We start from the raw sequence: 26,041 nt of genomic DNA, 5'->3' as shown, positions 1-26,041 counted from the left end.
ATCCCTTTTTCCCGTTCTTTATACTGAGTCGCAATATTGATACCGGACAATCTCATGTCAGTAAGCGCATTTAACCGACGCTGGGCGGCGGTCATTCTGGAAGCATTAACTCGCCACGGTGTCAGGCATGTTTGCATTGCCCCTGGCTCTCGTTCAACGCCGCTCACCCTGGCGGCGGCGGAAAATTCGGCTTTTATTCACCACACCCATTTTGATGAGCGTGGTCTTGGCCATCTGGCGCTGGGACTGGCGAAGGTGAGTAAACAACCTGTTGCCGTGATCGTGACCTCCGGTACGGCGGTCGCTAACCTCTATCCGGCGCTGATTGAAGCGGGGCTGACCGGTGAAAAACTGATCCTTCTGACGGCCGATCGTCCCCCTGAACTGATTGACTGCGGCGCGAACCAGGCGATTCGTCAGGCGGGCATGTTTGCGTCACATCCGTCACAAACGCTTTCCCTTCCGCGCCCGACCCAGGACATTCCGGCCCGTTGGCTGGTGTCGACCATCGATAATGCGCTGGCCTCGCTGCATGCTGGCGCGGTCCATATCAACTGCCCGTTCGCTGAGCCGCTGTATGGCGAGATGGACGAAACCGGTCTGGCCTGGCAGCAGCGCCTCGGTGACTGGTGGCAGGATGACAAACCCTGGCTGCGCGAAGCACGTCGGCTGGAAAGCGACAAACAGCGCGACTGGTTCTTCTGGCGGCAAAAACGCGGCGTTGTCGTCGCCGGGCGAATGAGCGCGGAAGAGGGTAAGAAAGTTGCGCAATGGGCGCAGACGTTGGGCTGGCCGCTGATTGGCGATGTGCTGTCGCAAACCGGACAGCCGCTCCCTTGTGCTGACCTCTGGCTCGGCAATCCGAAGGCCGTAACGGAACTGCAGCAGGCGCAGATTGTGGTGCAACTGGGCAGCAGCCTGACCGGAAAGCGCTTACTGCAATGGCAGGCAAGCTGTGAGCCGCAAGAGTACTGGATTGTCGATAATATCGAAGGGCGGCTGGATCCGGCGCATCATCGCGGTCGCCGTCTGGTGGCAAAAATCGGCGACTGGCTGGAACTGCATCCTGCGGAAAAACGTCAACCGTGGTGTGTGGATATCCCGCGTCTGGCGGAGCAGGCCTGGCAGGCCGTCGTAGCGCGTCGGGATACCTTTGGCGAGGCGCAACTGGCTCATCGCATTCGCGACTATCTGCCTGAGCAAGGGCAGCTTTTTGTCGGCAACAGCCTGGTGGTGCGCCTGATTGATGCGCTGTCAAAACTCCCGGCAGGTTACCCGGTTTACAGCAATCGCGGGGCCAGCGGTATCGATGGCTTAATATCAACGGCCGCAGGCGTACAGCGCGCCAGCGCGAAATCGACACTGGCGATCGTGGGCGATTTATCGGCGCTGTACGATCTCAACGCGTTAGCCCTGTTGCGCCAGGTTTCCGCACCGTTCGTACTGATTGTGGTGAACAATAACGGCGGGCAGATTTTCTCACTACTGCCCACGCCGCAGAGCGAACGTGAACGCTTCTATCTGATGCCGCAGAATGTCCATTTTGAACACGCGGCCGCAATGTTCAACCTCAAGTATCATCGTCCGGAAAGCTGGGATGAACTGGAGACGGCGCTGGCGGGCGCATGGCGTACTCCTGCGACCACGGTGATTGAACTGGTGGTCAATGACACCGACGGCGCACAAACCCTGCAACAGCTCTTGGCGCAGGTAAGCCATCTATGATCCTGCACGCGCAGGCAAAAGACGCGCAGCCAGGTTCACCCTGGCTGGTTTTTTTGCACGGTTTTTCAGGTGATGGTCAGGAGTGGCAGCCGGTTGGCGAGCAGCTTACGGGCTTTTCCCGGCTGTATATCGATTTGCCCGGCCATGGCGGTTCGGCGGAGATTCGCGTTAGCGGATTCGCCGATGTGCTTGCCTTACTGCATAATACTCTTCTTAGTTACAACATACTAAGCTACTGGCTGATAGGATATTCCCTTGGCGGCAGAGTGGCGATGATGGCGGCCTGTCAGGCGATGCCGGGGCTTTGCGGCCTGGTGGTTGAAGGTGGGCATCCGGGACTGCAAAGCGACGCTGAACGTGATGCTCGCCGAGATTCTGACCACCACTGGGCGGAACGTTTTCGCCATGACGCACTGACTGACGTTTTTTATGACTGGTACCAGCAGCCGGTTTTTGCTTCGCTGAACGCGCAGCAACGAGAAGCATTGGTTGCGCTGCGTAGCCAGAATAACGGTGAAACGCTGGCGGCAATGCTGGAAGCCACCTCGCTGGCGGTCCAGCCTGATTTACGCGCGGCGCTCAACGCGCGCGCGTTTCCGTTTTATTATTTATGTGGTGAACGTGACAGCAAATTCTGCGCTCTCGCGACGGAGTTAGCGGCGACCCGCCATGTGATTCGTAACGCCGGACACAACGCGCATCGGGAAAACCCCGCAGGCGTGGTGGACTGTCTGGCGCAGATTCTGCGTCTCTGACTAAAGGACACACTATGATCTATCCTGATGAAACAATGCTTTACGCACCGGTAGAATGGCACGATTGCTCCGAAGGCTACACTGACATTCGCTATGAGAAATCGACCGACGGTATTGCAAAAATCACCATTAATCGTCCGCAGGTGCGCAACGCATTCCGTCCTCTGACCGTCAAAGAGATGATTCAGGCGATGGCAGACGCCCGTTACGACGATAACGTGGGCGTGATTATTCTGACTGGCGCAGGCGACAAAGCCTTCTGCGCTGGCGGCGACCAGAAGGTTCGCGGCGACTACGGCGGCTATCAGGATGACTCCGGCGTGCATCACCTGAACGTGCTGGACTTCCAGCGCCAGATCCGTACCTGTCCGAAGCCGGTCGTGGCGATGGTGGCCGGTTATTCTATCGGCGGCGGCCACGTGCTGCATATGATGTGCGACCTGACGATTGCGGCGGAAAATGCCATCTTCGGTCAGACCGGCCCGAAAGTCGGCTCCTTTGACGGCGGCTGGGGCGCGTCTTACATGGCGCGGATCGTTGGGCAGAAGAAAGCGCGTGAAATCTGGTTCCTGTGCCGTCAGTACGATGCCAAACAGGCGCTGGATATGGGCCTGGTGAATACCGTTGTCCCGCTGGCCGAACTCGAAAAAGAGACCGTGCGCTGGTGTCGTGAAATGCTGCAAAACAGCCCGATGGCACTGCGTTGCCTGAAAGCGGCGCTGAACGCAGACTGTGACGGTCAGGCTGGTTTGCAGGAGCTGGCGGGTAACGCCACCATGCTGTTCTACATGACGGAAGAAGGTCAGGAAGGCCGTAACGCCTTCAACCAGAAACGTCAGCCTGATTTCAGCAAATTCAAACGGAATCCGTAATGCGTAGCGCGCAGGTATACCGCTGGCAGATCCCCATGGACGCGGGGGTGGTTCTGCGCGACAGGCGGTTAAAAACGCGTGACGGGCTGTATGTTCGTCTGCACGACGGCGAGCGTCAGGGATGGGGAGAGATCTCCCCGCTGCCGGGCTTCAGTCAGGAAACCCAGGAAGAGGCGCAGACAGCGTTGCTGGCCTGGGTTGACGGCTGGCTGCAGGGAGACGACGCATTGCCGACGATGCCTTCCGTGGCTTTTGGCGTCAGCTGCGCGCTGGCGGAAATCGCCGGAACGTTGCCTGAAGCGGCGGATTATCGGGCGGCACCGCTGTGTACCGGCGATCCGGACGATCTGGTGCTGCAACTGGCAGACATGCCCGGCGAAAAAGTCGCGAAGGTAAAGGTCGGATTGTACGAAGCCGTGCGCGACGGCATGGTGGTCAACCTGCTGCTGGAAGCGATCCCGGAATTGCGACTGCGCCTGGATGCCAACCGCGCCTGGACGCCGTTGAAGGCGCAGCAGTTCGCGAAGTACGTGAACCCGGACTACCGTAACCGCATCGCCTTCCTCGAAGAACCGTGCAAAACGCGCGATGACTCGCGCGCCTTTGCCCGGGAAACCGGTATTGCCATCGCCTGGGACGAGAGTCTGCGTGACGCTGATTTTGTCTTTGAGGCGGAAGAGGGCGTACGTGCGGTGGTGATCAAACCGACGCTGACCGGATCGCTGGAGAAAGTACGCGAGCAGGTACAGGCGGCACATGCGCTGGGGCTGACGGCGGTGATCAGTTCGTCCATCGAGTCGAGCCTGGGCCTGACGCAGCTGGCGCGCATTGCCGCGTGGCTGACGCCGGACACCATTCCGGGACTGGATACGTTGAGTCTGATGCAGGCGCAGCAAATTCGCCGTTGGCCGGGCAGTTCATTGCCGTTGATTGACGACGCTTCCCTGGAACGACTGCGATGACCTTTCCTGACTGGCCGTGGCGTTACTGGCGGCAGGTTCAGGGAGATGCGCCAGCCTTACGCCTGAATGATGAGGGGCTAAGCTGGCGCACGCTCTGTACCCGTATTGATGCCCTGGCGAGCGGTTTTGCCGCCCAGGGCGTTACCGAAGGCTGCGGCGTTATGCTGCGCGCCTGGAATCATCCACAGACTGTGCTGGCATGGCTGGCGCTGTTACAGTGTGGGGCAAGGATCCTGCCGGTCAACCCGCAGCTTCCCCAATCCTTGCTGGCGACACTGTTGCCCGATCTCACGCTGCAGTTTGCGCTGGATCTGGAAGGTGACAACCCTTTTCCCTTTCTGGTCTCGCTGGACTGCCAGGACGCGAATGGGCAGCATGCCGTCGACTGGCAGCCTCAGCGTCTGTGTTCCATGACTCTGACCTCCGGTTCGACCGGCCTGCCGAAAGCGGCCGTTCATACCTGTCAGGCGCATCTCGCCAGTGCTGAAGGCGTACTGTCGCTGATGCCGCTGGCAAAAGACGACGACTGGTTGCTCTCTCTGCCGCTGTTTCATGTTTCCGGACAGGGGATTCTGTGGCGCTGGTTAGTGGCCGGTGCGCGGATGACCGTGCGGGATAAACAGCCGCTGGAACAGATGCTGGCCGGATGCACCCATGCTTCGCTGGTGCCGACGCAACTCTGGCGACTGCTGGTGAACCAGACACCGGTGGCGCTGAAAGTGGTCTTGCTGGGGGGCGCGGCGATTCCGGTGGCGTTAACCGGGCAGGCGCGCGCGCAAGGCATTCGCTGCTGGTGCGGTTATGGCCTGACGGAATTTGCTTCGACGGTGTGCGCAAAAGAGGCGGACGGTCTGGCTGATGTTGGTATGCCCTTACCGGGACGAGAAGTCAGAATCGTGAATGGTGAAGTCTGGCTGCGGGCGGCCAGTATGGCGGAAGGCTACTGGCGAAACGGTAAACTGGTTCCACTGGTCAATGATGAAGGCTGGTTTGCCACACGCGATCGCGGCGTGCTGCATGACGGAAAACTGACCATCGCCGGGCGTCTGGATAATCTCTTTTTTAGCGGTGGAGAGGGGATTCAGCCGGAAGAGGTGGAACGGGTTATTGTTGCTCATCCTCACGTGCTGCAGGCGTTTATCGTCCCGGTTGAAGATGCCGAATTTGGTCATCGTCCCGTGGCGGTGGTTGAATATGACGCCGATGTTGCACAACGCGAGCTCAGTGACTGGGTGAAAGACAAACTGGCGCGTTTCCAGCAGCCGGTACATTGGCTTTCTCTGCCAGCGGAACTGAAAAATGGAGGGATCAAGATTTCCCGGCGAGCCGTTGTTGATTGGGTAAATGAAACACTACGAGAACATTGATTTCACCTCGCGGTTTTACCAATTGATGCCTATTGCCACTTTGTTTATCTGCTACTGTGTAACGTAATGTAAAAGTTCCCGATAAGTAAAGGTATGCAATGGAGTGGCAGGTGAAGAAGTCATGCTATGACAAAACGTCAGGGAAGCATGCATTAGTGCTGAGTGATGCCGGTGGTTCACTAAAAATGATCGCTGAAGTCCAGTCTGACATTGTTGTGAATGCCGGTGATATCCTTTCCCCACAGAAGGATGCGCTGTATTCCGTTAACCGTGACAGCGGGCGGACGGTGAAGATTCTAGATGCCAGGAGCTATACCTGCGATGAGTGGGAGCGTCTGAAGAACCTGCTGGGTAACAAATAATCGTCAGTGGGTTTTCCGCCGGGCTGGCAGAAAAATGAACATCAGTCCGGCCATAATGCACAAAACACCCAACAACGCTTTCAGGGAAAACGCGCCCTGCCAGCCGGGTAAGGTCATCGACGCCACCCACACCAGCACATAACTCAGGCTGAGCAACGCATACGCCTTGCTCAGCGCAAGATGATGCAGCGCGTTATGCCAGCAGAAAACCGACAGCAGATAGCCCACTAAGCCAGCAAAAAGCGCGAGAGTACCGGTGCGGATGGTGAACAACGCCGGGATAAAGGTTTGCCATTGCTCCATCGGCGGCAGGTTTTCCATTGCAAAGCCCAGACCCAGTTGCGCGACGGACGTGATGATCACGCTGCACAGTCCCCACAGTAATCCCATTACGTCACGCTCCCCAGAATAAAAATACCGCTGATGATCAAGACGATGCCCAACCAATGACGAAGCGCCACCGGTTCACGCCAGATTTTCCATGCCAGCAGTGTGACCCAAACAAAGTTCAGACTGAGCATCGGGTAAGCGATACCCACGGGAATGTTCTGCAATACCAGTAACCACAGGATCATCGCCAGGCCGAGGCAGGCGAGCGCCAGTCCCAGCCACAGGGTAACATGGCGTCTCCGCGCGCTTGTCGGCACGCGGAGCGTAGCCTGCTTCTGGCATAACTGCCCCGCGACGCTGAGCAGGCTGGCCATCACTAATACCAGCCAGATCATTTGGGACGATACTGAATCAGCACCAGACGTCCCTGATTATCAATCTTATCGGCAGGCGGAATGGCAAGGCGGTTGATGTCTTCATCCTTCGCGATGGTGAGCACGAGCGTAATAATCCCCTCCTGACGATGCTGGTTGAGCCAGTCCGCAAAATCGGCATAGCGAATAAACCGGCCTTTGGCATCGGGATAGTTAAGGCCATATTTCAGCTCGCCGGTTTGCCCATACATTAAAATGTCATCCCGGTTCAGACTCCAGGCCAGACCGGCGGCGACGCCTACGCTGTCGGTAAGAATGTAGCGGCTTGGCGCCAGGTTTTCCCGGGTCATCTCGACAAAAAACTGTGGCTGTTTAGATTCCATTACCCGATCGGGAACGGAAAAGCCAAACAACAGCGCCAGCGCCGCGGGACACAACGCGGCATAAATCCAGCTCTTTTCGGTGTTAGTCAGCGTATACCAGCCGAAAAGGGCCCACAGGGTAAAAATGCCCAGCGAACAGAAGACCTTATACACCTCAATGTGCATCCAGACCGGCGATTTCAGCGGTCCCCACGGCGAGACAACCAGTGTGGCGATGATCCCGATGACGCCGAACAGAATATTGATCCAGCCGTTGATGCGCAGCGCAGCAAAGCCCTTTTCCGCTGCGTTCAATCCATATCTCGCCATCAGTATGGCGAGCGGGGCGAAACAGGACAGAATGTAGGTCGGTAATTTGCCTTTCGCGATGCTAAAAAACACCAGCGGCATTACGATCCAACCGAGCAGATAGAGCGCGCTGCGCGATTCATCGCGCTCCTGCCAGCCGGTCTTTAAGGCACCCGGAAGCAGCGCAAGCCACGGCAGGCTTCCGGCGATCAGTACCGGCAGATAGTACCAGAACGGCGCTTTGTGCTGGGCGTCATCCATCGCGAAACGCTGGATATGTTCGACCCAGAAAAAGTAGTGCCAGAAATCGGGTTCGCGTTGGGCGATAGCCAGCCCCCACGGCAGAATGACGACGACACAGCTAATGACCGCTAATCCGCCGTAGAGGAATAGATCTTTCCAGCGTTTCTGCGCGGCGACCCACGGCAGAACGCTGAGCACCGGTACCGCAAGCGCCAGAAAGCCCTTGGTCATGACCCCCATCCCGCAGGTGACGCCCAGCAGCAAGAATCCTACGCTTTTTCCTTGCCAGGTGGTGGCCTGCATCGCCTGCCAGAAGCAGCACAGTCCCGCCATGAGCCAGAGCGCAATCAGCGGATCGAGCACCGCGTAAGTGCCAATCCCGTAGACAATAAACAACGACAAGAAAATGATGGCCGACAGCAGGGCAGTACGCATATCGCGCCATATGCGCATGGCAAGCCATCCTACCAGCGCGGCGGTGACCAGCGTCGCAAAAATCGCCCCAGCGCGAACGCCGAAATTGTTCGCACCAAACAACCACTGCCCGATGCTGTTGATCCAGTATCCGGCAATCGGTTTTTCAAAGTAACGGACGCCAAGAAAATGAGGAACAAGCCAGTCGCCGGAGGCCAGCATTTCACGACTGATCTCGGCATAGCGCGTCTCGTCAGGTTGCCACAGCAGGCGCAGGTTAATGGGGATGATGTACCAGAACGCGATTAGCGCGGCCAGTATCTGATAATAACGGGTGTTTTTCATCGTATGACACTCATTGCTTGCTGGCAGCCTAACCATCCTTCTCTTCCCGCGAGGTTACCGCGAATAATCTCTCCCGGCGGCAAGGTGTTGCGATCGTTAGGCAGTAGATCGCCAAGCGGGCAGAAGGTGATACCCGCATCAGCCGCACGCTGGAGCAGTTCCTCAAACTGGCTGTGCCAGGCACCGCCTTCGACTTCGGCATGAATGGTATACACCGGCGTACCGGTATCCCGCTGTATTCGGGAGAGGATCCAGTCGTTGAAATCCTCCGCCTGAACGTCGCGACCCACCGCTTCATCCCACGTGGGCAGCGTAACCGGAATTTGTGGCGTAGCGAACGCATCAGCCCCGAGAACCGGACGGAACGGCGCCCAGCCGCGGCAGTCGCTGTTGTAACGCAGAGAAAATGTCTCTTTGGCGAGCACCACACGCTGGTCGGCACGCCAGCCCGCGACGGCTGAACAGGTCACAGGCTGGCCGGTGATCGCCTCCAGGGCGGTTATCCCGTGTGAAATATCAGCGATGAGCTGCTGTTCGCTCCACTGAGGACTCCGGGACTGCCAGGCGTGGTGATCCCAGGCGTGCAGCCCTGTTTCATGCTGGCGTGCCGCTTCACGGATAATCTCTGCGTTTGCGCGGCCGATTTCTTTTCCCGGCCAGGCAGTACCGGCCAGCAGAATATCCCAGCCGTAAAGAGACGCGGCGTTTGAGCGCAGCATCTTCCACAGAAACTGCGGTTTAATCAGGCGCCAGAGATGGCGCCCCATGTTGTCTGGTCCAACGCTAAAGAAAAAACTTGCCTGAATGTGGTATCGGCTCAATGACGCTAACAGGCGCGGCACGCCTTCGCGGGTGCCACGGAAGGTATCGACATCAATACGCAAGCCGACTTTTGTCATGATGAATGTTCCGTGAGATCTACACTGCGCAGGAAGAAATCCAGCGTCTCGTCAACCGTTTCGCGCATATCAATGGTAGGCTCCCAGTCCAGGCAACGTTTTGCATTACGAATGTTGGGCTTACGGTGCTCCACATCCTGATAGCCTTTGCCATAATAGCTGCTGCTCTCAACCACCCGTAACCCGGCAAACGGTGGAAAATGATTGCGCAGTGGATGTTTGTCGAAACTCTCCAGCAGCATTTCCGCCAGTTCCTTGATGCTGGCTTCGTTTTCTGGGTTGCCGATGTTGATGATTTCACCGTCACAGCGGCCGCCCGCATTTTCAATGATCCGGTACAGCGCTTCGATACCGTCGCGGATATCCGTAAAGCAGCGTTTTTGTTTTCCGCCTTCAATCAGCTTAATTGGCGAGCCTTCCACCAGGTTAAGGATCAACTGCGTAATGGCGCGTGAGCTGCCAATTCGCGCGGAATTCAGGCTGTCGAGTCGCGGCCCCATCCAGTTGAACGGGCGGAAGAGGGTAAAGCGAAGCCCTTCTTTTTCACCATAGGCCCAAATGACGCGGTCGAGAAGCTGTTTGGACACCGAGTAAATCCAGCGGGGTTTATTGACCGGCCCGACAATCAGATTCGAGCTGTCTTCATCAAACACTTTGTCGGTACACATCCCGTACACTTCAGAAGTCGATGGGAAAATGATCCGTTTACGGTATTTCACACAGTAGCGAATGATTTTCAGGTTTTCTTCAAAATCCAGTTCAAAGACGCGCAGTGGGTTGCGGGTATATTCAATAGGCGTGGCAATGGCCACCAGCGGCAGCACCACGTCGCATTTCTTAACGTGATATTCGATCCATTCAGAGTGAATGCTGATGTCGCCTTCCACAAAATGAAAACGCGGATGGTTGAGGAAGCGACCAATCGCATCGCTGCCGATATCCAGACCATAGATTTCGTAGTGGTCTTCGCGCAACAGGCGTTCGGTAAGATGGTTGCCAATAAAGCCATTCACGCCGAGGATCAGCACACGGGTACGGCGCTTACTGGTTGCCAGCGACTGACTGTTTAAACGAGAACCCGCAACCAGGCCAAGAACCTGCGCTAACTGTGCCCCCTGCATGGTGATGCCGTTACCCGCCTGTCCGGTCACGACCTCCAGCGCGCCTTCGGCACAAGCGATCAGCAGGGGGGCGACGGAAATCACGGTACCCGGTTGCGCGGTCTGGGTCTGCGGGTGGACGCGGGATGACCAGATGGTGAATTTTTGCGTGCCGGAATAGCTGAACGCGCCCGGCCAGGGGGCTGCGACCGCCCGCACCATGTTGTGCAGCGTCGTTGCTGGTCGGTTCCATGTCAGGAAACTGTCTTCAGGCGTGCGACGACCAAAGTACGTTGCGTCGCTCTCGTTCTGCGCAACGTCGTGGGTCTCTCTGCGTTTGATCGCGGGCAATGCCTGTTCCAGCACCCGTCGGGCGGTCTGGCAAAGCTTATGATGTAGCGTAAGGGCCGTATCGTCAGGCGAAATAGCGACACGCTGTTGCTCGATAATGGCGCCTGCATCGGCGCGTTTGACCATGCGGTGCAGCGTCACGCCGGTTTCACTTTCGCCATTCACCAACACCCAGTTCAGCGGGGCGCGACCGCGATACTTCGGCAGGAGTGAACCGTGCAGGTTGAATGCGCCAGCCGGGGCCAGTTCCAGAATCGCATCGCTGAGCAGATGACGGTAATAGAAAGAGAAAATAACGTCGGGAGCGAGTTGACTGATACGCTCGGCCCAGATGGGGTGGTTGACGTCATCAGGGGCGTAGACCGGGATCCCCGCATCAGCGGCCAGGCGAGAAACGGAGCCAAAAAATGCGTTTTCTCCTGGGTTATCCGCATGTGTAAAAATGGCGGCAATGTCATAACCGGCGTCGAGCACGGCCTGTACGCCCAGACACCCCATATCGTGATACGCGAAGACAACGGCTTTCATTGTTGATTTTCCTGTGTAGAGTGCGGGCTTTCCGGACGAATAACTTGCTGGACGAAATAGCGGGGGCGGGCACGGACATCGTTGTAAATTCGACCGATATATTCGCCGAGTAATCCCATGCCGATGAACTGTGCGCCGATAAAAGTAAACAGAACGGCAAACAGCATGAATACCCCTTCTGCCGCCCATTGTGGCCCCAGCGTCAGGCGGAGAATGACGAGGAGTATCGACAGGGTAAATCCGGTAACGGCAATGACGCTGCCGAGCAGGCTCAGCATGCGCAGAGGCGTCGTCGTCAGGCAGGTCACCAGGTCGTACATCAGGTTAATCAGCCGCATAAAGCTGTATTTGGAATCACCAAATTCACGTTCCGCGTGATGAACGGGGATCTCCGTGGCGCGGCGGGCAAAAATATTCGCCAGAATCGGGATAAATGTGCTGCGTTCGTGACAATGCAGCATGGCATCAATAATGTGACGGCGATAGGCGCGAAGCATGCAGCCGTAGTCGCCCATCGCTTTGCCCGTGGTGCGTTGAATCAGATGGTTGATCATCTTCGAGGCGGTCTTACGGAACAGACTGTCCTGACGATTCTGGCGCACGGTGCCAACGACGTCATACCCTTCATCGGCTTTTGCCACCAGACGCGGGATCTCTTCCGGCGGGTTTTGCAGATCGGCATCGAGCGTAATGATCAGGTCGCCGGTGACGTGACTGAACCCCGCCATGATGGCGGAATGCTGCCCATAGTTGCGATTCAGTAAAATCGAAACGATGTGGCTGCCTTCGGCTTCTGATGCGTTGATCAACAACTGGGCGGAGTGGTCGCTGCTACCGTCATCAATCAACAGGATTTCATAGTCTTTTCCCAGACTCTCGCAGGCCGCAGTGGTTCGCCTGAGCAGTTCCGGCAGGCTTTCCTGTTCGTTGTAGACAGGGATCACCACCGACACTTTCGTAATCGGAAGGGCTTCAAACATGGTTATTTTCCTGCAATCTGGCGAAGCGCGGTGATGACACGGGCGGTATCCGCCGGGGTCATATCAGGAAACCGCGGCAGCGAGCAGATACGTGCGCTGTTCCATTCGGTATTGGGGAGCGACAGGGTGTTAAAGCGCTCGCGGTAATATTTCTGCGTGTGTGCCGCGCGAAAATGCAAACCGGTCCCGATCCCCTGGTTTTTGAGCGCCTCCATCAGCGCGTCGCGACTGATGCCACAGCGCTCTTCGTCGGTACGAATAATAAACAGATGCCAGGCATGAACGTGGGGCCATGACGGCAGGCTCAGCGGTTGAAACGGGAGATCGGCCAGTGCCTGCTGGTACGCCTGGGCGATGGCAGCCCGGCGACGGTTTAGTGTCTCTAGCTTGTCTAACTGAACCAGCGCCATCGCCGCGTTAATATCGGTCAGATTGTATTTATAACCTGGCGTCAGCACCTCTGCCTGAGGCGTGCGCCCCCAGGTCTGGCGATCGTAGGCATCCACGCCGAGTCCGTGGAATTTCAGCTTACGCAACTCCCGGGCGAGTTGCTCGTCGTCGGTGACAATGAGTCCTCCCTCTGCGCAGGTGACATTCTTGATGGCGTGAAAGGAGAAAATTGCGGTGCCCCGTGCGCCGACGTGACGGCCCTGATAATAAGTCCCGACCGCGTGGGCAGCATCTTCGATAACCGCAATGCCGTGACGTTCCGCAAGGGCGTAAATGGCATCCAGATCGGCCGGCGCGCCAGCGTAATGGACGGGAATAATAGCTTTCGTGCGCGGGGTAATGGCGGCTTCAATGTGTTCAGCGGTGACCATCAGCGTGTCGCGGTCGACATCCACCATCACCGGAGTGGCTCCCAGTAGCACAATCATGTTCAGGGTGGAAACCCAGGTCATTGACGGGGTGATGACTTCATCACCGGCACCGATTCCCAGCGCCATGAGGGCGATATGCATGCCCGCCGTGGCGGAGCTGACGGCAATGGCGTGGTGGTTTCCCGTCAGCTGGCAGAAGGCCTCTTCCAGTTGCTGATTTTTCGGGCCGGTCGTAATCCATCCGGAATCAAGAACCGCTTTGATTGCGGCAAGTTCTTCCGTACCTACCGCCGGGCGAGAGAAAGGCAGAAAATCAGACATTATATTTCCTTTAGCCATTTGGATACTGCGATCCTCTTATTTATTGAGTTATAAACAGGAGGCTAAATGAGGATTATCCAGTTAGAGCCAAATAGTAGGGGCTGAATATTAATTTAACCTTAAGAACTTAACGTTATGGAAATATATCCTTTTTCCCTCGTGTTGCATTTGCATTGGTCGTGGTTTTCGGGCATTTTGCCCACATAAATGATCATGCCTTTGATTAAGCAGTACGTCGCAAAGTTATATTTCTGTTCGCCGGTAACGGGTGGAGTTTAATGTGTTTATCGTGTCCCAATATTTCATTAAATACAAAAAATATACGGTTATTTTGTTATCGGCGCTGGTGATGATGGTGGGGCTGGGTAGCCATTTCGCCTGGAGTAGTAACGGACTGCCGCGAATCGATTCCCGTACCCTGGCGGTACTGGCAAAACAGCATCCGGTGGTGGTGTTGTTTCGTCATGCTGAGCGCTGCGACAGGTCAGACAATACCTGCCTGTCGGATAAAACCGGCATTACCGAGCATGGCGCGAAGCAAGCCCGTGCGTTGGGCGCCGCGTTTGGTAAAGAGATAAAAGACTACGATCTGTATGCCAGCGATACGGTGCGTACCATTCAGTCAGCGACCTGGTTTTCTGCGGATAAAAAACTGACGGTGGATAAAGGCATGCATGCCTGCGGCCGGGGTACTTATCAGGCCATTGAGCGCTTAGCCAATAAGTCGGAAAATAAAGATGTGGTAATTTTTACTCACAATCATTGTCTGACCTATCTGGCAAAAAATATGCGGGGTGTAAAATTGACCCCGGATTATCTGGACGGTCTGGTGATGCATGTCGATAAAGGGAAATTATTCCTTGACGGTAAACTGGTGTCACTCTAATCCCTATTATGAATAAAGAATGACAGCCGTACCGGCTGTCATCGGATATTACAATAACCCTTTCAGTGTTAAGGTTTTCACCGTCGCAACGTTCAGATCGTATTTCACTAAATCTTCCGGTTTGACCCAGGCAAACGCCTGAAACTCGTCATTGATATGCACCTCACGATTGGCGGCGATGCAGTCGAAAATCAGGTAAATCATATAGATCTCTTCCTGACGGCCATCGGGGTAGGTTTTGGTACGGATATCGTCGCTGAAGGTCCAGGGTTTGATATCAGTCAGAACCAACGCAGTGCCCAGTTCTTCGCGAATCTCACGGCGCAGGGCCTCTTCAATACGTTCCCCGGGCTCGACGCCACCGCCAGACAGCGCCCATTGGCCCGGGAAAACGCCCCGGTCGTCGGCCATCTGGCACAGGAGATAACTTCCAGCATTCTGTATTAAGGGGCAAACAATAGTCCTTTGACGCACGGTAATGTTCCTTGAAGCGGAGGGATGATGAGCACGGAAAAGTTTATCCCCTGGCAACAGCAGAGAAAATGTTTATTTTCTATTCATATGAGAAATGTACTGCAATGGATTGTTATGAATAAGAAATAGTATCCGGGCGTTTTTCCGAACGGTAGGGAAGGTTAACAATACTCTTCTCGCCCCTGAACGGTATTATTTAGTTACAAAATGCCGCACGATCGCTTTTTTAGCTCATTGATTCCTTTAACACTGGCAGTACAATCCTGCGGTTTTGGGGAACTTTACGTATTTGCTTGCTGGAAAGGGTAAAAATGAAAAAAAGCGTATTATTTGGAATAGCTGGAATGCTGTTCGTTTCTGCCTCTGCGAGTGCAATGAGCATCAGCGGTCAGGCGGGTAAAGAATATACCAACGTTGGCGTCGGCTTTGGCACTGAGTCTACGGGCCTGGCGCTGAGCGGCAACTGGATGCATAGCGATGACGATGGCGACGTCGCGGGTCTGGGACTGGGGCTGAATCTTCCGCTCGGTCCACTGATGGCGACGGTGGGCGGCAAAGGGGTCTATACCAACCCGAACGACAGTGATGAAGGCTATGCTGCCGCGGTTGGCGGTGGATTACAGTGGCCAATAGGCGACAGCATCCGCCTGTTCGGCGAGTACTACTACTCTCCGGACTCGTTATCCAGCGGGATCCAGAGCTATGAAGAGGCGAATGCCGGTGCACGTCTGACGATCATGCGTCCGCTTAGCATCGAAGCGGGTTATCGCTACCTGAACCTGGCGGGTAAAGATGGCAATCGCGATAACGCCATTGCGGACGGCCCGTATGTTGGGGTTAACGCCAGCTTCTAATTTTGGTGGCGCGGTCTTCTGCCGCGCCACTTTTGTTTCCTTCCGGATATTTCTCTACCCCGTCACTTCCCCCTTTGCGTTATAGTGTTTTCATCATAAAAGCAGGAGAACACGATGTTAAACGTGGAGATGTTATCCACCGGGGATGAAGTGTTGCACGGGCAAATCGTCGACACGAATGCTGCCTGGCTGGCCGATTTTTTCTTTAATCAGGGATTGCCTTTAACCCGCCGTAATACGGTGGGCGATAACCTCGACTGCCTGGTCGCCATTTTGCGCGAGCGGAGTCAGCATGCTGACGTACTGATCGTCAATGGTGGGCTGGGGCCGACCAGCGACGATCTCAGCGCGCTTGCTGCGGCGACGGCGAAAGGGGAAGGGCTAGTTCTGCACGAAGCCTGGCTTGCCGAGATGGAACGATTTTTCCGCGAGCGCGGCAGAGTGATGGCGCCCAGCAACCGCAAACAGGCGGAACTGCCCGCCAGCGCTGAATTCATCAATAATCCCGTCGGTACCGCCTGTGGTTTTGCCGTGCAGCTTAATCGTTGCCTGATGTTCTTTACGCCGGGCGTACCGTCAGAATTTAAGGTAATGGTAGAACATGAGATCCTGCCGCGTCTGCGCGAGCGTTTCTCTCTCTCCGAGCCGCCGCTGTGTCTGCGTCTGACCACCTTTGGTCGTTCGGAAAGCGATCTGGCGCAAAGCCTCGACTCGCTTTCATTACCGGAAGGGGTGACGCTGGGTTACCGTTCTTCGATGCCGATTATCGAGCTGAAATTGACTGGACCGTATGTCCAGCGCGAAGCGATGCGCAGTCTGTGGCAGGAGGTCAAACGCGTTGCCGGTCAAAGCCTGATTTTTGAAGGTACCGAGGGACTTCCGTTACAAATCGCCCGCGAGTTGCAGAAAAGGCAGCTCAGCCTGACGCTGAGCGAACAGTTCACCGGCGGGCTGGTGGCATTGCAGCTCTCCCGCGTGGGTGCGCCGCTGCTGGCCAGTGAAGTGGTGCCTTCGCAGGAAGAGACGCTGGCGCAGACCGCGCACTGGACGACAGAACGGCGCGATAACCATTACGCCGGGCTGGCGCTGGCGATCTCCGGGCTGGAAAACGATCACCTGAACTTTGCGCTGGCGACCCCGGACGGGACGTTTGCCCTGCGCGTGCATTTCAGCGTGACCCGTCACAGTCTGCTGGTCCGTCAGGAGGTCTGTGCGATGATGGCGCTTAACATGCTGCGTCGCTGGTTCAACGAGCAGGATATTGCCAGCGAACACGGCTGGATTGACGTGGTTGAATCCCTGACGCTGTAGTCTTGACATCGCCCGAAAGCGCTGAGTTTTTCGGGCGGATTCTTTTTTTGTCCAACCCATTGTACTCCCCGCGAAAAAATCCGTGCGTCATCTCACACTTCTGCACGTAATTTCTCCATTCTGCTGGAAGAAAGGCGCGACATGACGCGCTTCACAAATTTACCTGGCTCGACCGACCACACTGATTCCAGTATCTCAGACTGGAGTCCAGTATGTTGGAATCAAGCAAAGTCCCGGCGCTCACCCGCGCCATCGATATTCTTAATCTGATTGCGCGGATTGGCCCCTGTAGCGCCGCCACGATTATCGAAACGCTGGGTATTCCCAAAAGCACGGCGTACCTGCTGTTGAGCGAACTGAAGCGTCAGCGGTTTATCAGTGTCGATCACCAGGAGAACTTTTGTCTGTGGACCAAGCTGGTGGAACTTTCCGGCCATGCGCTCAGCAAAATGGATCTGCGTGAGCTGGCGCGCCCGCGCCTGACGCAACTGATGGATGAAACGGGGTTGCTCTGCCATCTGGGGATCATTGACCATGAAAGCGCGTATTACATCCTGAAGGTGGAATCGTCTTCGACCATCAGCGTGCGCTCCCATGAAGGGAAAAGCCTTTCGTTATATCGCTCTGGTATTGGTAAATGCCTGTTGGCCTGGCAACCCGCCGCCGTGCGCAACGCCATTATTGAACAACTGGTGTGGGAGCAGGCGACCCCCACCACGATCACCCAACCTCAGCAACTTAGCGATGAACTGGAACGCATCCGCCAGCGCGGCTGGAGCTTCGATAACGGAGAGGATTATCCGGATGTACGCTGTGTTGCTGCCCCTGTATTTAATGCCAATAACGAACCCGCCGCCGCCATTTCGGTGGTTGGCACTCGCTTAGAAATCAACGAAGAGAATCGTGATTATCTTGCCGGCAAAGCCATTGCCTGCGCGAAAGATATTTCACGTCTGTTGGGATGGAAAAGTCCCTTCGATTCACTCGCATCATAATAATGGAGAACATCATGACCCTACCCAAAATTAAACATGTCCGCGCCTGGTTTACCGGTGGCGCTACAGCAGAAAAAGGTGCTGGCGGCGGTGATTATCATGACCAGGGAGCGAATCACTGGATTGACGATCATATCGCCACGCCGATGAGTAAATATCGTGAGTACGAGCAGTCACGCCAATCCTTTGGGATTAACGTGCTGGGTACGCTGATTGTCGAAGTCGAAGCCGAAAACGGACAGACGGGTTTTGCGGTCTCCACGGCAGGGGAGATGGGGTGCTTTATCGTTGAAAAACACCTCAATCGCTTTATCGAAGGGAAATGCGTCAGCGATATCAAACTCATTCACGATCAGATGCTCGGTGCGACCATGTATTACTCAGGCTCTGGCGGTCTGGTGATGAACACCATCTCCTGCGTCGATTTGGCGCTGTGGGATCTGTTTGGCAAGGTAGTCGGCCTGCCGGTCTACAAACTGTTGGGCGGCGCGGTGCGCGATGAAATTCAGTTCTATGCCACCGGCGCCCGACCGGATCTGGCAAAAGAGATGGGCTTCATTGGCGGCAAAATGCCGACGCACTGGGGGCCACACGATGGCGATGCGGGGATCCGCAAAGATGCCGCGATGGTGGCGGAGATGCGTGAGAAGTGCGGCCCGGATTTCTGGTTGATGCTGGACTGCTGGATGAGTCAGGACGTGAATTACGCCACGAAGCTGGCTCATGCCTGCGCGCCATCTAACCTGAAGTGGATCGAAGAGTGTTTACCGCCGCAGCAGTATGAAGGCTATCGCGAACTGAAACGCAATGCGCCGGCAGGGATGATGGTCACCAGCGGTGAACACCACGGCACGCTGCAGTCCTTCCGTACGCTGGCGGAAACCGGCATCGATATCATGCAGCCGGATGTCGGCTGGTGCGGCGGCCTGACCACGCTGGTCGAGATTGCTGCAATTGCGAAATCGCGCGGACAACTGGTCGTGCCGCACGGTTCGTCGGTCTACTCCCATCATGCGGTGATTACCTTCACCAACACGCCGTTCAGTGAGTTCCTGATGACCAGCCCGGACTGCTCAACCATGCGTCCGCAGTTTGACCCGATTCTGCTTGATGAACCGGTACCGGTGCAGGGCCGCATTCATAAGTCCGTGCTGGATAAACCAGGATTCGGCGTCGAGTTGAACCGCGACTGCAATCTGAAACGGCCTTATAGCCACTAATGACCCGTGCGTTGCCGCAGCGACGGCAACGCCCTCATCTCTTTGAGGATCTTGCTATGAGTACCACTCTTCTTGACGGCGTGGTGAAGAAAAACCGCGCGCGTTTGATCCCGTTCATGCTGGCACTGTATGTCCTGGCGTTTCTGGACCGTTCGAACATTGGCTTTGCCAAAGAGACCTATCAGATTGATACCGGGCTGAGCAACGAGGCCTATGCGCTTGGCGCGGGGATTTTCTTTGTGGTTTACGCTTTTCTTGGCGTGCCCGCCAACCTGTTGATGCGCAAGCTGGGGGCCAGAACCTGGATTGGCACCACCACGCTGTTGTGGGGATTCCTCTCCGCTGCGATGGCGTGGGCGGATACCGAGGCGAAATTCCTGATTATCCGTACCCTGCTGGGAGCGGCAGAAGCCGGTTTCTTCCCCGGCATGATCTATCTCACCTCGCAATGGTTCCCGCAGCGTAACCGCGCCAGCATTATGGGGCTGTTTTACATGGGGGCGCCGCTGGCGTTGACGCTGGGATCGCCGCTGTCCGGCGCGCTGCTGGAGATGCACGGCTTTATGGGCCATCCCGGCTGGTTCTGGATGTTCGTTGTCGAAGGTTTACTGGCGGTAGGCGCCGGGGTCTTCACCTTCTTCTGGCTGGATGATACCCCGCAGCAGGCGCGTTTCCTCAGCGCAGAAGAGAAAGCGGCGCTCATAAGCCAACTGGCGAGTGAAGAAGAGAAGAAGACCACGTCAAAACTGACGGATGCCCTGCGTAACGGACGCGTCTGGCAACTGGCGATTATCTATCTGACGATTCAGGTGGCGGTGTACGGGCTGATTTTCTTCCTGCCGACTCAGGTTGCGGCGCTGCTGGGAACCAAAGTGGGCTTCACGGCGTCGGTGGTTACCGCCATTCCATGGGTTGCCGCTCTGTTCGGGACCTGGCTAATCCCTCGCTACTCCGACCGTACGGGTGAGCGCCGCAATGTCGCCGCGCTGACGCTGCTGGCTGCGGGGATTGGTATCGGCGTATCCGGGCTGGCCTCTCCGGTAGTGGCGATTCTGGCGCTTTGCGTGGCGGCGGTCGGTTTTATCGCCGTACAACCGGTGTTCTGGACCATGCCGACTCAGTTACTTTCCGGCACGGCGCTGGCGGCGGGGATCGGTTTCGTGAACCTGTTTGGCGCGGTGGGCGGGTTTATTGCGCCAATCCTGCGCGTGAAGGCGGAAACGATGTTTGCCAGCAGTGCTGCGGGATTGTTGACGCTGGCGGGCGTCGCCATTATCGGCTCATTGATTATCTTCACGCTGAGCGTGAACCGTCCCGCGTCGCAACCGGGTGCAGCGCATCAATAATTTTATCCACGTTGTAAGGATCATTATGAACGCATTGTTAGCAAACCCTTTTAAGGACGCGCTCCGCAAAGGGGAAGTACAAATTGGACTGTGGTTAAGTTCGACCACCTCTTATATGGCGGAAATCGCCGCAACGTCGGGTTATGACTGGCTGCTGATCGACGGCGAACACGCGCCGAACACGATGCAGGATCTCTATCATCAGTTGCAGGCGATTGCCCCTTACGCGAGCCAGCCGGTGATCCGTCCGGTAGACGGTGCTAAGGCGCTGATCAAGCAGGTACTGGATATCGGCGCGCAGACGCTGTTGATTCCGATGGTGGATAGCGCGGAACAGGCGCGACAGGTGGTTGCTGCAACCCGTTACCCGCCTGTGGGTGAGCGCGGCGTCGGGGCCAGCGTGGCGCGGGCGGCGCGTTGGGGTCGTATTGAGAACTATATGGCGCAGGCCAATGCGTCACTCTGTCTGCTGGTGCAGGTTGAAAGTAAAGCCGCGCTGGATAATCTGGATGCGATCCTCGACGTAGACGGGATTGACGGTGTGTTTATTGGTCCTGCCGATCTTTCGGCTTCGTTGGGGTATCCGGACAACAGCGGACACCCGGAGGTGCAGCGGATTATCAAAGAGAGCATCCAGCGCATTCGCGCAGCCGGGAAAGCGGCGGGCTTTCTCGCCGTCGATCCGCTGATGGCGCAGAAATGTCTGGAGTGGGGGGCGAACTTTGTTGCTGTCGGCGTCGATACCATGCTGTATACCGACGCGCTGGACCAGCGGCTGGCAATGTTTAAGTCCGGCCAGACGATGCCGAAACTGAAAAGCAGTTACTAAATCCATAGCCCGGCGGCGCTGTGTCACCGGGCTATCTGTCAGGCTTTACGGACTGTTTGCCATGATATCGTCGAGTGACAGCCCGGTTATCACCAGTACCTTGTCGCGTTCGATCCCGCTTTTCAGCATCATCCGCGCGATACGTAATGCCTCCTCCCGGGTGCCTTTTTGTAATCCTTCCTGTAGACCCTTCTGCAGCCCCGTGTGGTGGCCTTCCTGCCGAAGCCTTTCTGCAATCGTCATCAATTTCTCCTTGTGATGGGGAACGCGTCTGGCAACGTCATGAATAAAGTCACTGAAGCGGGACACATCGCCGTACTGCACCAGATAATTAAACAGCGTATGCAGCTGGCTGTCATTAGCGGTACCGGTTATTAAAAGCGAAACCAGTCGGTCACCAGCCCCATCAAATCACGATCGCGGATATGTTTTTGCATCAGTTCCAGCAGAGCTATGCGCTTATGCTGCATGATTTCGTCGTCAGAGATGACCGTGATATCAACCAGCGGAAAGGCTTCCGTATAGAGTTGCCGCGCCAGTTGCGGGTCGTCCGACGGTAACGCATTCAATTTTGTGGAAGGCTAAACGCAAAAACGCCCGGGGCATTGTGCCGCCGGGCGAGTCATTTAGCCTAATGCTTTCGCCAGCAGGGTAATCGGATGTTCGCAACGTTTGCTGGTGGACATCTCGATTTGCCATTTGCAGGTCTCGCAGTCGGTCACCACAATATCTGCGCCGCTGTCTTCAATCTGTTTAAACAGCGGCGCGCCAATGGCCTGCGAGGTGGGGTAGTTCTCTTTTTTAAAGCCGTAGGTACCGGCAATCCCGCAGCACTGGGAATCCAGCACCGTGAGCTCGAGCCCCGGAATACGGCGCAGCAGTTCAAGGGTGTACAGCGTCCAGCCCATTTTTTCCATATGGCACGGAGTGTGGTAAACCACTTTCAGCGGCAGCGTTTTTAGCGGCAGCGTTTTTCCCTCGTCCAGTTTGCGCCACAGCCAACGGGTCGCCAGTTCGATATGCTCTCGCAGACCGCTGTTGTCGACGTCCAGCACTTCCGGGTACTCGTCGCGCAGCGCAAAGGTACAGGTCGAGGAGGTGGCAATCACCGGAATCCCCTTCACGCCAATCGCTTCACGCAGTGATTCGACGTTGGTTACCGCCTGCTTACGCGCCTTGTCGGTAAATCCGTTGGCAATCAGCGGCACGCCGCAGCACTTCTCTTTACTCAATAACTGGACGCCCGTGCCCATCGCGTTCAGCACGTTGATCAAATCTTTGCCGAGCTGCGGATGGTTGTAATTCACAAAACAACCGTGGAAGAAGGCAACCTGATCGTTGTACTGCGCCTGCTGGGCCGCCACGCTGCGATACCAGCGGCGGAAGGTGCCGAAAGAGTATTTTGGCAACGTCCGGCGATGGTCGATTTTCAGCGCGTAATCGAGCAACTGGCGTACTGGTTTCAGCGAGGTCGCCGTGTTGACCACCGGCGCGAACGGTGTGGAAACGCTGCCCATCAGGTCGGTGTGGCTTAAGACAAAGTTACGCAGCGACGGACGCGAGGTGTCATATTTAGCGCGCGCACGCTGAATGATATCGCCGATTTTGACATCCGACGGACAGGCCACTTCGCAGCGTTTGCAGTTAATGCAATACTTCAGCGCGTCGTCGTACAGCGCGCCATCTTTCAGACGCAGGCGCTCGCCGTCGGGACCGGCCTGTTTGGGGCCCGGGTAACCGGGATTAACACGGCTGACCGGACATGCGGTGGTACACACCGTGCATTTGATGCAACTTTCAAAACTCGTATCGCTCATTGCTCACCTCCTGCACGTGCTGCAATGTGATGGGCGGCGTGTAACGCGGTGACTGCGCAGACGCCGCCTCCGCATCCCTGGGCAATGGGGTCGAATCCGCCGAGAACCGAGCCAATAGCATAGAGGTTGTCTACGGTCTGTCCGGCCAGCGACGGGCGCAGCGCCTCATCGGTGGTAACACCAAACTGTTGCCAGGGTTGCGCATCAAAGAAATCGCGTTGATACCATTCGGCGCGGGTCGCCGCTTGCTGAACGTCCAGCCCCAGGATCGGCTCGCGGATCCCTTCACGTTCGGCAATCAGGCCGCTGCTAAAGAAACTTCCGCTGGCGAGCACCGCGAAACGCGGGCGCAGTGGGATATCTGCGTGGTTGCGCGTCCAGATTTCGCTGACCACGCCATTTTTACAGGTGACGTTTTTCACCTCATCGCCGGGCATCCAGATCCCGCCCTGACGAACGAACTGTCGCTGTAGTTGATTATGCAGTCGGATCCCCAGCACCGATGGCGGTAGCGTAGGCAGTAGCATGAGTGAACAGGGCAGACGCTCGTTGAGCCAGCGCCAGAGGCTGTCATCCGCCAGACCAAAGCAGGCGGGCATGATGATCATTTCGCAGGTTTTTGCTACCGGCAACAGCGCGTCATACAACAAAGGCCATTTATCTTCGTTATCCAGAAAACGCGCAATATTAACCGCCCGAAATTCGGTGGCGTTGTCGCGCAACACATCCAGTTCCGGCAGGTCGATTTCGGCGGTATCAACCTCCCGATCGTGTTGCCGTAAAGAGGCCGCAGCCAGGTGCGCCTGAAAATCGAGTAAGCCGCTAATGCCCACCACGCAGAGGCGTTTTGCCGCCAGCGGCCAGACGGGAACTTCCGCTGAGCTGAGCCAGGTTGAACGCAGCGTGCCTAACGGGGTGACCCGCTGGTGCGACTGCTGAACCTCGCCCTGTAGATGCGCGCCGGATGCGTTCAGCAGCGTCTGTGCTTGCCCGGCGAGCGCCAGGACTCGCTGGGCACCAAGCGTGGCGTAAGGATGTGCAGGTGCCTGCTCACTCAGTGCGTTCAGGCCTGCAGTGATGTCATTCACCGGTTGTCCATCCGGCAGCGCGCTGAGCAGATCCAGCGAGCCGGAGGAGAAGTGCAACGCGCTCTGGCCGCGGGTGACCACCGCACAGCGTAACCCGCTCTTTTGTAACTGCAGACCGCATAGCAGCCCGGCAAGACCGCCGCCCATAATGACCGTATCAAATCTCATCGCGCGACTCCTTTTCCAGACCACATAATCCCTGGTATACCCAGCGGGTAAATTCGCTTTCGCGCAGGGCATCACCCCAGGCGATCGGTTGTACGCCTTTCCAGCGTTCGTTGAGGAAGTCTGACAACTGGGTAATGGACTGCGCGGCGGTGGTGATGTTAAAACGCTGCAGCAACCCGGCGGCACGGCAGGCGCAGAGTTCGCCCTGACAGGTGCCCATCCCCACGCGGGTGCGCCGGCGGAGATCCAACAGGCTGTTGACGTTTAAATTTTCGACGGCGTACTGCACTTCACCGGCGGTGACGGCTTCACATTCACAGACCAGACTGCGGTGCTGGCGACCATGACTCAGCCACGCCGGCGTGCGGTCGCCGTGGCGATACACCGCGGAGCCCCGCAGTGGGGCCGGCAGGGAGATCACGCGCTTCAGCGTGCTTTCCGTGGGCTCCTGCGAGCCCGGTAGCGGCGTGTCTGCAGTGATGCAAGGACGCGTGTTACCCAGCTTCCGGCAGACCGCGTCGGTGGCCCATTCCGCCATCAGACGATAAGTCATCAGTTTGCCGCCGGTAATCGTGATAAACCCGTCCAGGCCGTCGCGTTTCGCGTGATCGAACAGCACAATGCCGCGACTGACGTTACGACCGCTGGGATCGTCATCGCTTGCCACCAGTGGACGCACCCCGGAGTAGGCGCGCAGAATGCGCGTTTTCGCCATGATTGGCGCCAGCTTTTCACCTTCATGCAGCAGAATATCGACCTCATCGGCGGTGACGCGGTTGCTGTCGATATCATTGTAATCAATGTGGGTTGAGGTGGTGCCAATCAGCGAAATGGTATCGCCGGGTACCAGAATATCGGCGTCGGAAGGCTTGCGGCAGCGGTTAATCACGTGCTGGTTGATGCGATGGTCCATAATGAGCAGCGACCCTTTCGCCGGGAACATGCGGATACTCAAATCGGCGTATTCCGCGATCCGCTGTCCCCAGATCCCGGCGGCGTTAACCACCACCGGCGCATGCAGCGTTTGCGTTTCACCATTGAGATGGTTGCGCACATGGACGCCGCTGACGGTCGCGCCTTCACGGATCAACCCGGTCACTTCGTGGGCGGTCAGGATAATGGCGCCGTGCTCTTTCGCATCGAGCATGTTGGCTGCAGTCAGGCGGAACGGATCGACCGTTCCGTCCGGCACTTTGACCGCGCCGATCAGTTGTGGATTCACCGACGGTTCGATAATCCGCGCCTGTTGCGGATCGATCGCTTCTGCCCGAATGCCTGCTTCTTCGCAGGCACGGATAAAAGTGGCCTGAAAAGAAAGCTCATCCTCGGGCAGGGTAATAAACAGACCGTCCGTCGGCTCAACGCAGTGGCGGGCGATACGTTTCAGAATTTGGTTTTCGCTGATGCATTCACGGGCAGATTCCGCGTCAGTCACGGCATAACGCGCGCCGCTGTGCAGCAGTCCGTGGTTACGGCCGGTCGCACCGGTCGCAATATCGTGACGTTCGACTAAGATGACACGCAGACCGCGCAGCGCGCAGTCACGGGCAATCCCTGCGCCTGTGGCACCGCCCCCAATGATAATCACGTCACTTGTTTGCGAGTCGCGAGTTTTCATTGTTTTCCCTCACAG

General features: G+C 56.7%; 24 protein-coding genes and 1 pseudogene. 13 read left to right on the top strand and 12 right to left on the bottom strand.

Translation table 11 applies throughout. From position 1 onward, the window contains the following. The first annotated feature begins 54 nt into the window (after nt 1–54). The 6 genes from menD (at nt 55) to pmrD (ending at nt 6,043) form a co-directional block, all read left to right on the top strand. Nucleotides 55–1,725, top strand: coding sequence for a 2-succinyl-5-enolpyruvyl-6-hydroxy-3-cyclohexene-1-carboxylic-acid synthase (menD, locus tag AL479_RS01480; RefSeq protein WP_061074798.1), 1,671 nt, complete (start codon nt 55–57; stop codon nt 1,723–1,725). After that, a complete protein-coding gene (gene menH / locus AL479_RS01475; protein WP_061074797.1) occupies nt 1,722–2,480 on the top strand; it encodes a 2-succinyl-6-hydroxy-2,4-cyclohexadiene-1-carboxylate synthase in 759 nt (252 codons plus the stop codon). The genes menD and menH overlap by 4 nt, the downstream gene beginning before the upstream one ends. 14 nt (nt 2,481–2,494) lie before the next feature. Continuing rightward, entirely contained in the window at nt 2,495–3,352 is an 858-nt protein-coding gene (menB, locus tag AL479_RS01470) for a 1,4-dihydroxy-2-naphthoyl-CoA synthase (RefSeq protein WP_044258523.1), read from the top strand. Then, nucleotides 3,352–4,314, top strand: a complete 963-nt coding sequence (menC, locus tag AL479_RS01465) for an o-succinylbenzoate synthase (protein ID WP_061074796.1) — start codon at nt 3,352–3,354, stop codon at nt 4,312–4,314. The genes menB and menC overlap by 1 nt, the downstream gene beginning before the upstream one ends. After that, nucleotides 4,311–5,681 carry an o-succinylbenzoate--CoA ligase gene (gene menE / locus AL479_RS01460; RefSeq protein ID WP_061074795.1) on the top strand — a complete coding sequence of 457 codons (1,371 nt, stop codon included), beginning with the start codon at nt 4,311–4,313 and terminating at the stop codon, nt 5,679–5,681. Before menC ends, menE begins: the two co-directional genes overlap by 4 nt. Before the next feature lie 110 nt (nt 5,682–5,791). Next, nucleotides 5,792–6,043 carry a signal transduction protein PmrD gene (pmrD, locus tag AL479_RS01455; RefSeq protein WP_404979084.1) on the top strand — a complete coding sequence of 84 codons (252 nt, stop codon included), beginning with the start codon at nt 5,792–5,794 and terminating at the stop codon, nt 6,041–6,043. A gap of 3 nt (nt 6,044–6,046) precedes the next feature. Here pmrD and arnF read toward each other — a convergent pair whose 3' ends face one another. The 7 genes from arnF to arnB are packed head-to-tail and all read right to left on the bottom strand — an operon-like array spanning nt 6,047 to nt 13,420. Continuing rightward, a complete protein-coding gene (gene arnF / locus AL479_RS01450) occupies nt 6,047–6,433 on the bottom strand; it encodes a 4-amino-4-deoxy-L-arabinose-phosphoundecaprenol flippase subunit ArnF (protein WP_061074793.1) in 387 nt (128 codons plus the stop codon). Further along, on the bottom strand, nt 6,433–6,768 hold the full coding sequence (gene arnE / locus AL479_RS01445) for a 4-amino-4-deoxy-L-arabinose-phosphoundecaprenol flippase subunit ArnE (RefSeq protein ID WP_061074792.1): 336 nt from the start codon (nt 6,766–6,768) through the stop codon (nt 6,433–6,435). Before arnE ends, arnF begins: the two co-directional genes overlap by 1 nt. Beyond that, nucleotides 6,765–8,420 carry a lipid IV(A) 4-amino-4-deoxy-L-arabinosyltransferase gene (arnT, locus tag AL479_RS01440; protein ID WP_061074791.1) on the bottom strand — a complete coding sequence of 552 codons (1,656 nt, stop codon included), beginning with the start codon at nt 8,418–8,420 and terminating at the stop codon, nt 6,765–6,767. Before arnT ends, arnE begins: the two co-directional genes overlap by 4 nt. Further along, entirely contained in the window at nt 8,417–9,319 is a 903-nt protein-coding gene (gene arnD / locus AL479_RS01435; protein ID WP_061074790.1) for a 4-deoxy-4-formamido-L-arabinose-phosphoundecaprenol deformylase, read from the bottom strand. Before arnD ends, arnT begins: the two co-directional genes overlap by 4 nt. After that, a complete protein-coding gene (arnA, locus tag AL479_RS01430) occupies nt 9,316–11,298 on the bottom strand; it encodes a bifunctional UDP-4-amino-4-deoxy-L-arabinose formyltransferase/UDP-glucuronic acid oxidase ArnA (protein ID WP_061074789.1) in 1,983 nt (660 codons plus the stop codon). Before arnA ends, arnD begins: the two co-directional genes overlap by 4 nt. Further along, nucleotides 11,295–12,278: an undecaprenyl-phosphate 4-deoxy-4-formamido-L-arabinose transferase gene (gene arnC, locus AL479_RS01425; protein WP_061074788.1), complete on the bottom strand. Its 984-nt coding sequence runs from the start codon at nt 12,276–12,278 to the stop codon at nt 11,295–11,297. The genes arnA and arnC overlap by 4 nt, the downstream gene beginning before the upstream one ends. Before the next feature lie 2 nt (nt 12,279–12,280). Continuing rightward, a complete protein-coding gene (gene arnB, locus AL479_RS01420) occupies nt 12,281–13,420 on the bottom strand; it encodes a UDP-4-amino-4-deoxy-L-arabinose aminotransferase (RefSeq protein ID WP_061074787.1) in 1,140 nt (379 codons plus the stop codon). Nucleotides 13,421–13,769: 349 nt separating this feature from the next. Here arnB and AL479_RS01415 point away from each other — a divergent pair, with 349 nt between their 5' ends. Continuing rightward, the gene (locus tag AL479_RS01415; protein WP_236847480.1) at nt 13,770–14,306 is read left to right on the top strand and encodes a lipopolysaccharide core heptose(II)-phosphate phosphatase; all 537 of its coding nucleotides are present in this window, start codon (nt 13,770–13,772) and stop codon (nt 14,304–14,306) included. 48 nt (nt 14,307–14,354) lie between these two features. On the opposite strand, the gene nudI is transcribed toward AL479_RS01415, so the two are convergent. Then, nucleotides 14,355–14,780 carry a nucleoside triphosphatase NudI gene (nudI, locus tag AL479_RS01410; protein WP_061074785.1) on the bottom strand — a complete coding sequence of 142 codons (426 nt, stop codon included), beginning with the start codon at nt 14,778–14,780 and terminating at the stop codon, nt 14,355–14,357. Between the two features lie 311 nt (nt 14,781–15,091). On the opposite strand from nudI, the gene AL479_RS01405 reads away from it, so the two are divergent. The 6 genes from AL479_RS01405 (at nt 15,092) to yfaU (ending at nt 21,335) form a co-directional block, all read left to right on the top strand. Continuing rightward, on the top strand, nt 15,092–15,634 hold the full coding sequence (locus AL479_RS01405; protein WP_061074784.1) for a YfaZ family outer membrane protein: 543 nt from the start codon (nt 15,092–15,094) through the stop codon (nt 15,632–15,634). Between the two features lie 114 nt (nt 15,635–15,748). Then, a complete protein-coding gene (locus AL479_RS01400) occupies nt 15,749–16,945 on the top strand; it encodes a nicotinamide mononucleotide deamidase-related protein YfaY (RefSeq protein WP_061074783.1) in 1,197 nt (398 codons plus the stop codon). 212 nt (nt 16,946–17,157) lie between these two features. After that, a complete protein-coding gene (locus tag AL479_RS01395) occupies nt 17,158–17,940 on the top strand; it encodes an IclR family transcriptional regulator (RefSeq protein WP_043000045.1) in 783 nt (260 codons plus the stop codon). Nucleotides 17,941–17,954: 14 nt separating this feature from the next. After that, entirely contained in the window at nt 17,955–19,160 is a 1,206-nt protein-coding gene (gene rhmD / locus AL479_RS01390) for an L-rhamnonate dehydratase (RefSeq protein WP_046401879.1), read from the top strand. Between the two features lie 56 nt (nt 19,161–19,216). Continuing rightward, complete coding sequence (locus tag AL479_RS01385; protein WP_061074782.1) at nt 19,217–20,506, top strand: MFS transporter; 1,290 nt, start codon at nt 19,217–19,219, stop codon at nt 20,504–20,506. Nucleotides 20,507–20,531: 25 nt separating this feature from the next. Further along, nucleotides 20,532–21,335, top strand: a complete 804-nt coding sequence (gene yfaU / locus AL479_RS01380) for a 2-keto-3-deoxy-L-rhamnonate aldolase (RefSeq protein WP_061074781.1) — start codon at nt 20,532–20,534, stop codon at nt 21,333–21,335. 45 nt (nt 21,336–21,380) lie between these two features. Here the strand turns inward: yfaU and AL479_RS01375 are convergent. The 4 genes and pseudogenes from AL479_RS01375 to glpA all read right to left on the bottom strand — a co-directional run. Continuing rightward, nucleotides 21,381–21,886, bottom strand: a pseudogene (locus tag AL479_RS01375) (Rpn family recombination-promoting nuclease/putative transposase); the annotation flags it as partial. A gap of 75 nt (nt 21,887–21,961) precedes the next feature. Then, nucleotides 21,962–23,152, bottom strand: a complete 1,191-nt coding sequence (glpC, locus tag AL479_RS01370) for an anaerobic glycerol-3-phosphate dehydrogenase subunit GlpC (protein ID WP_061074780.1) — start codon at nt 23,150–23,152, stop codon at nt 21,962–21,964. Further along, nucleotides 23,149–24,408 (bottom strand): glycerol-3-phosphate dehydrogenase subunit GlpB, encoded by a 1,260-nt coding sequence (gene glpB / locus AL479_RS01365; protein ID WP_061074779.1) that lies wholly within the window; start codon nt 24,406–24,408, stop codon nt 23,149–23,151. Before glpB ends, glpC begins: the two co-directional genes overlap by 4 nt. Continuing rightward, nucleotides 24,398–26,026, bottom strand: a complete 1,629-nt coding sequence (gene glpA / locus AL479_RS01360) for an anaerobic glycerol-3-phosphate dehydrogenase subunit A (RefSeq protein WP_061074778.1) — start codon at nt 26,024–26,026, stop codon at nt 24,398–24,400. The genes glpB and glpA overlap by 11 nt, the downstream gene beginning before the upstream one ends. Nucleotides 26,027–26,041 lie beyond the last annotated feature (15 nt).

It is taken from the genome of Citrobacter amalonaticus (assembly GCF_001559075.2).
GTDB lineage: Bacteria > Pseudomonadota > Gammaproteobacteria > Enterobacterales > Enterobacteriaceae > Citrobacter_A > Citrobacter_A amalonaticus_F.
Note: the sequence above shows the minus strand (reverse complement) of the source record. Positions and strands in the feature narration are given on the sequence as shown.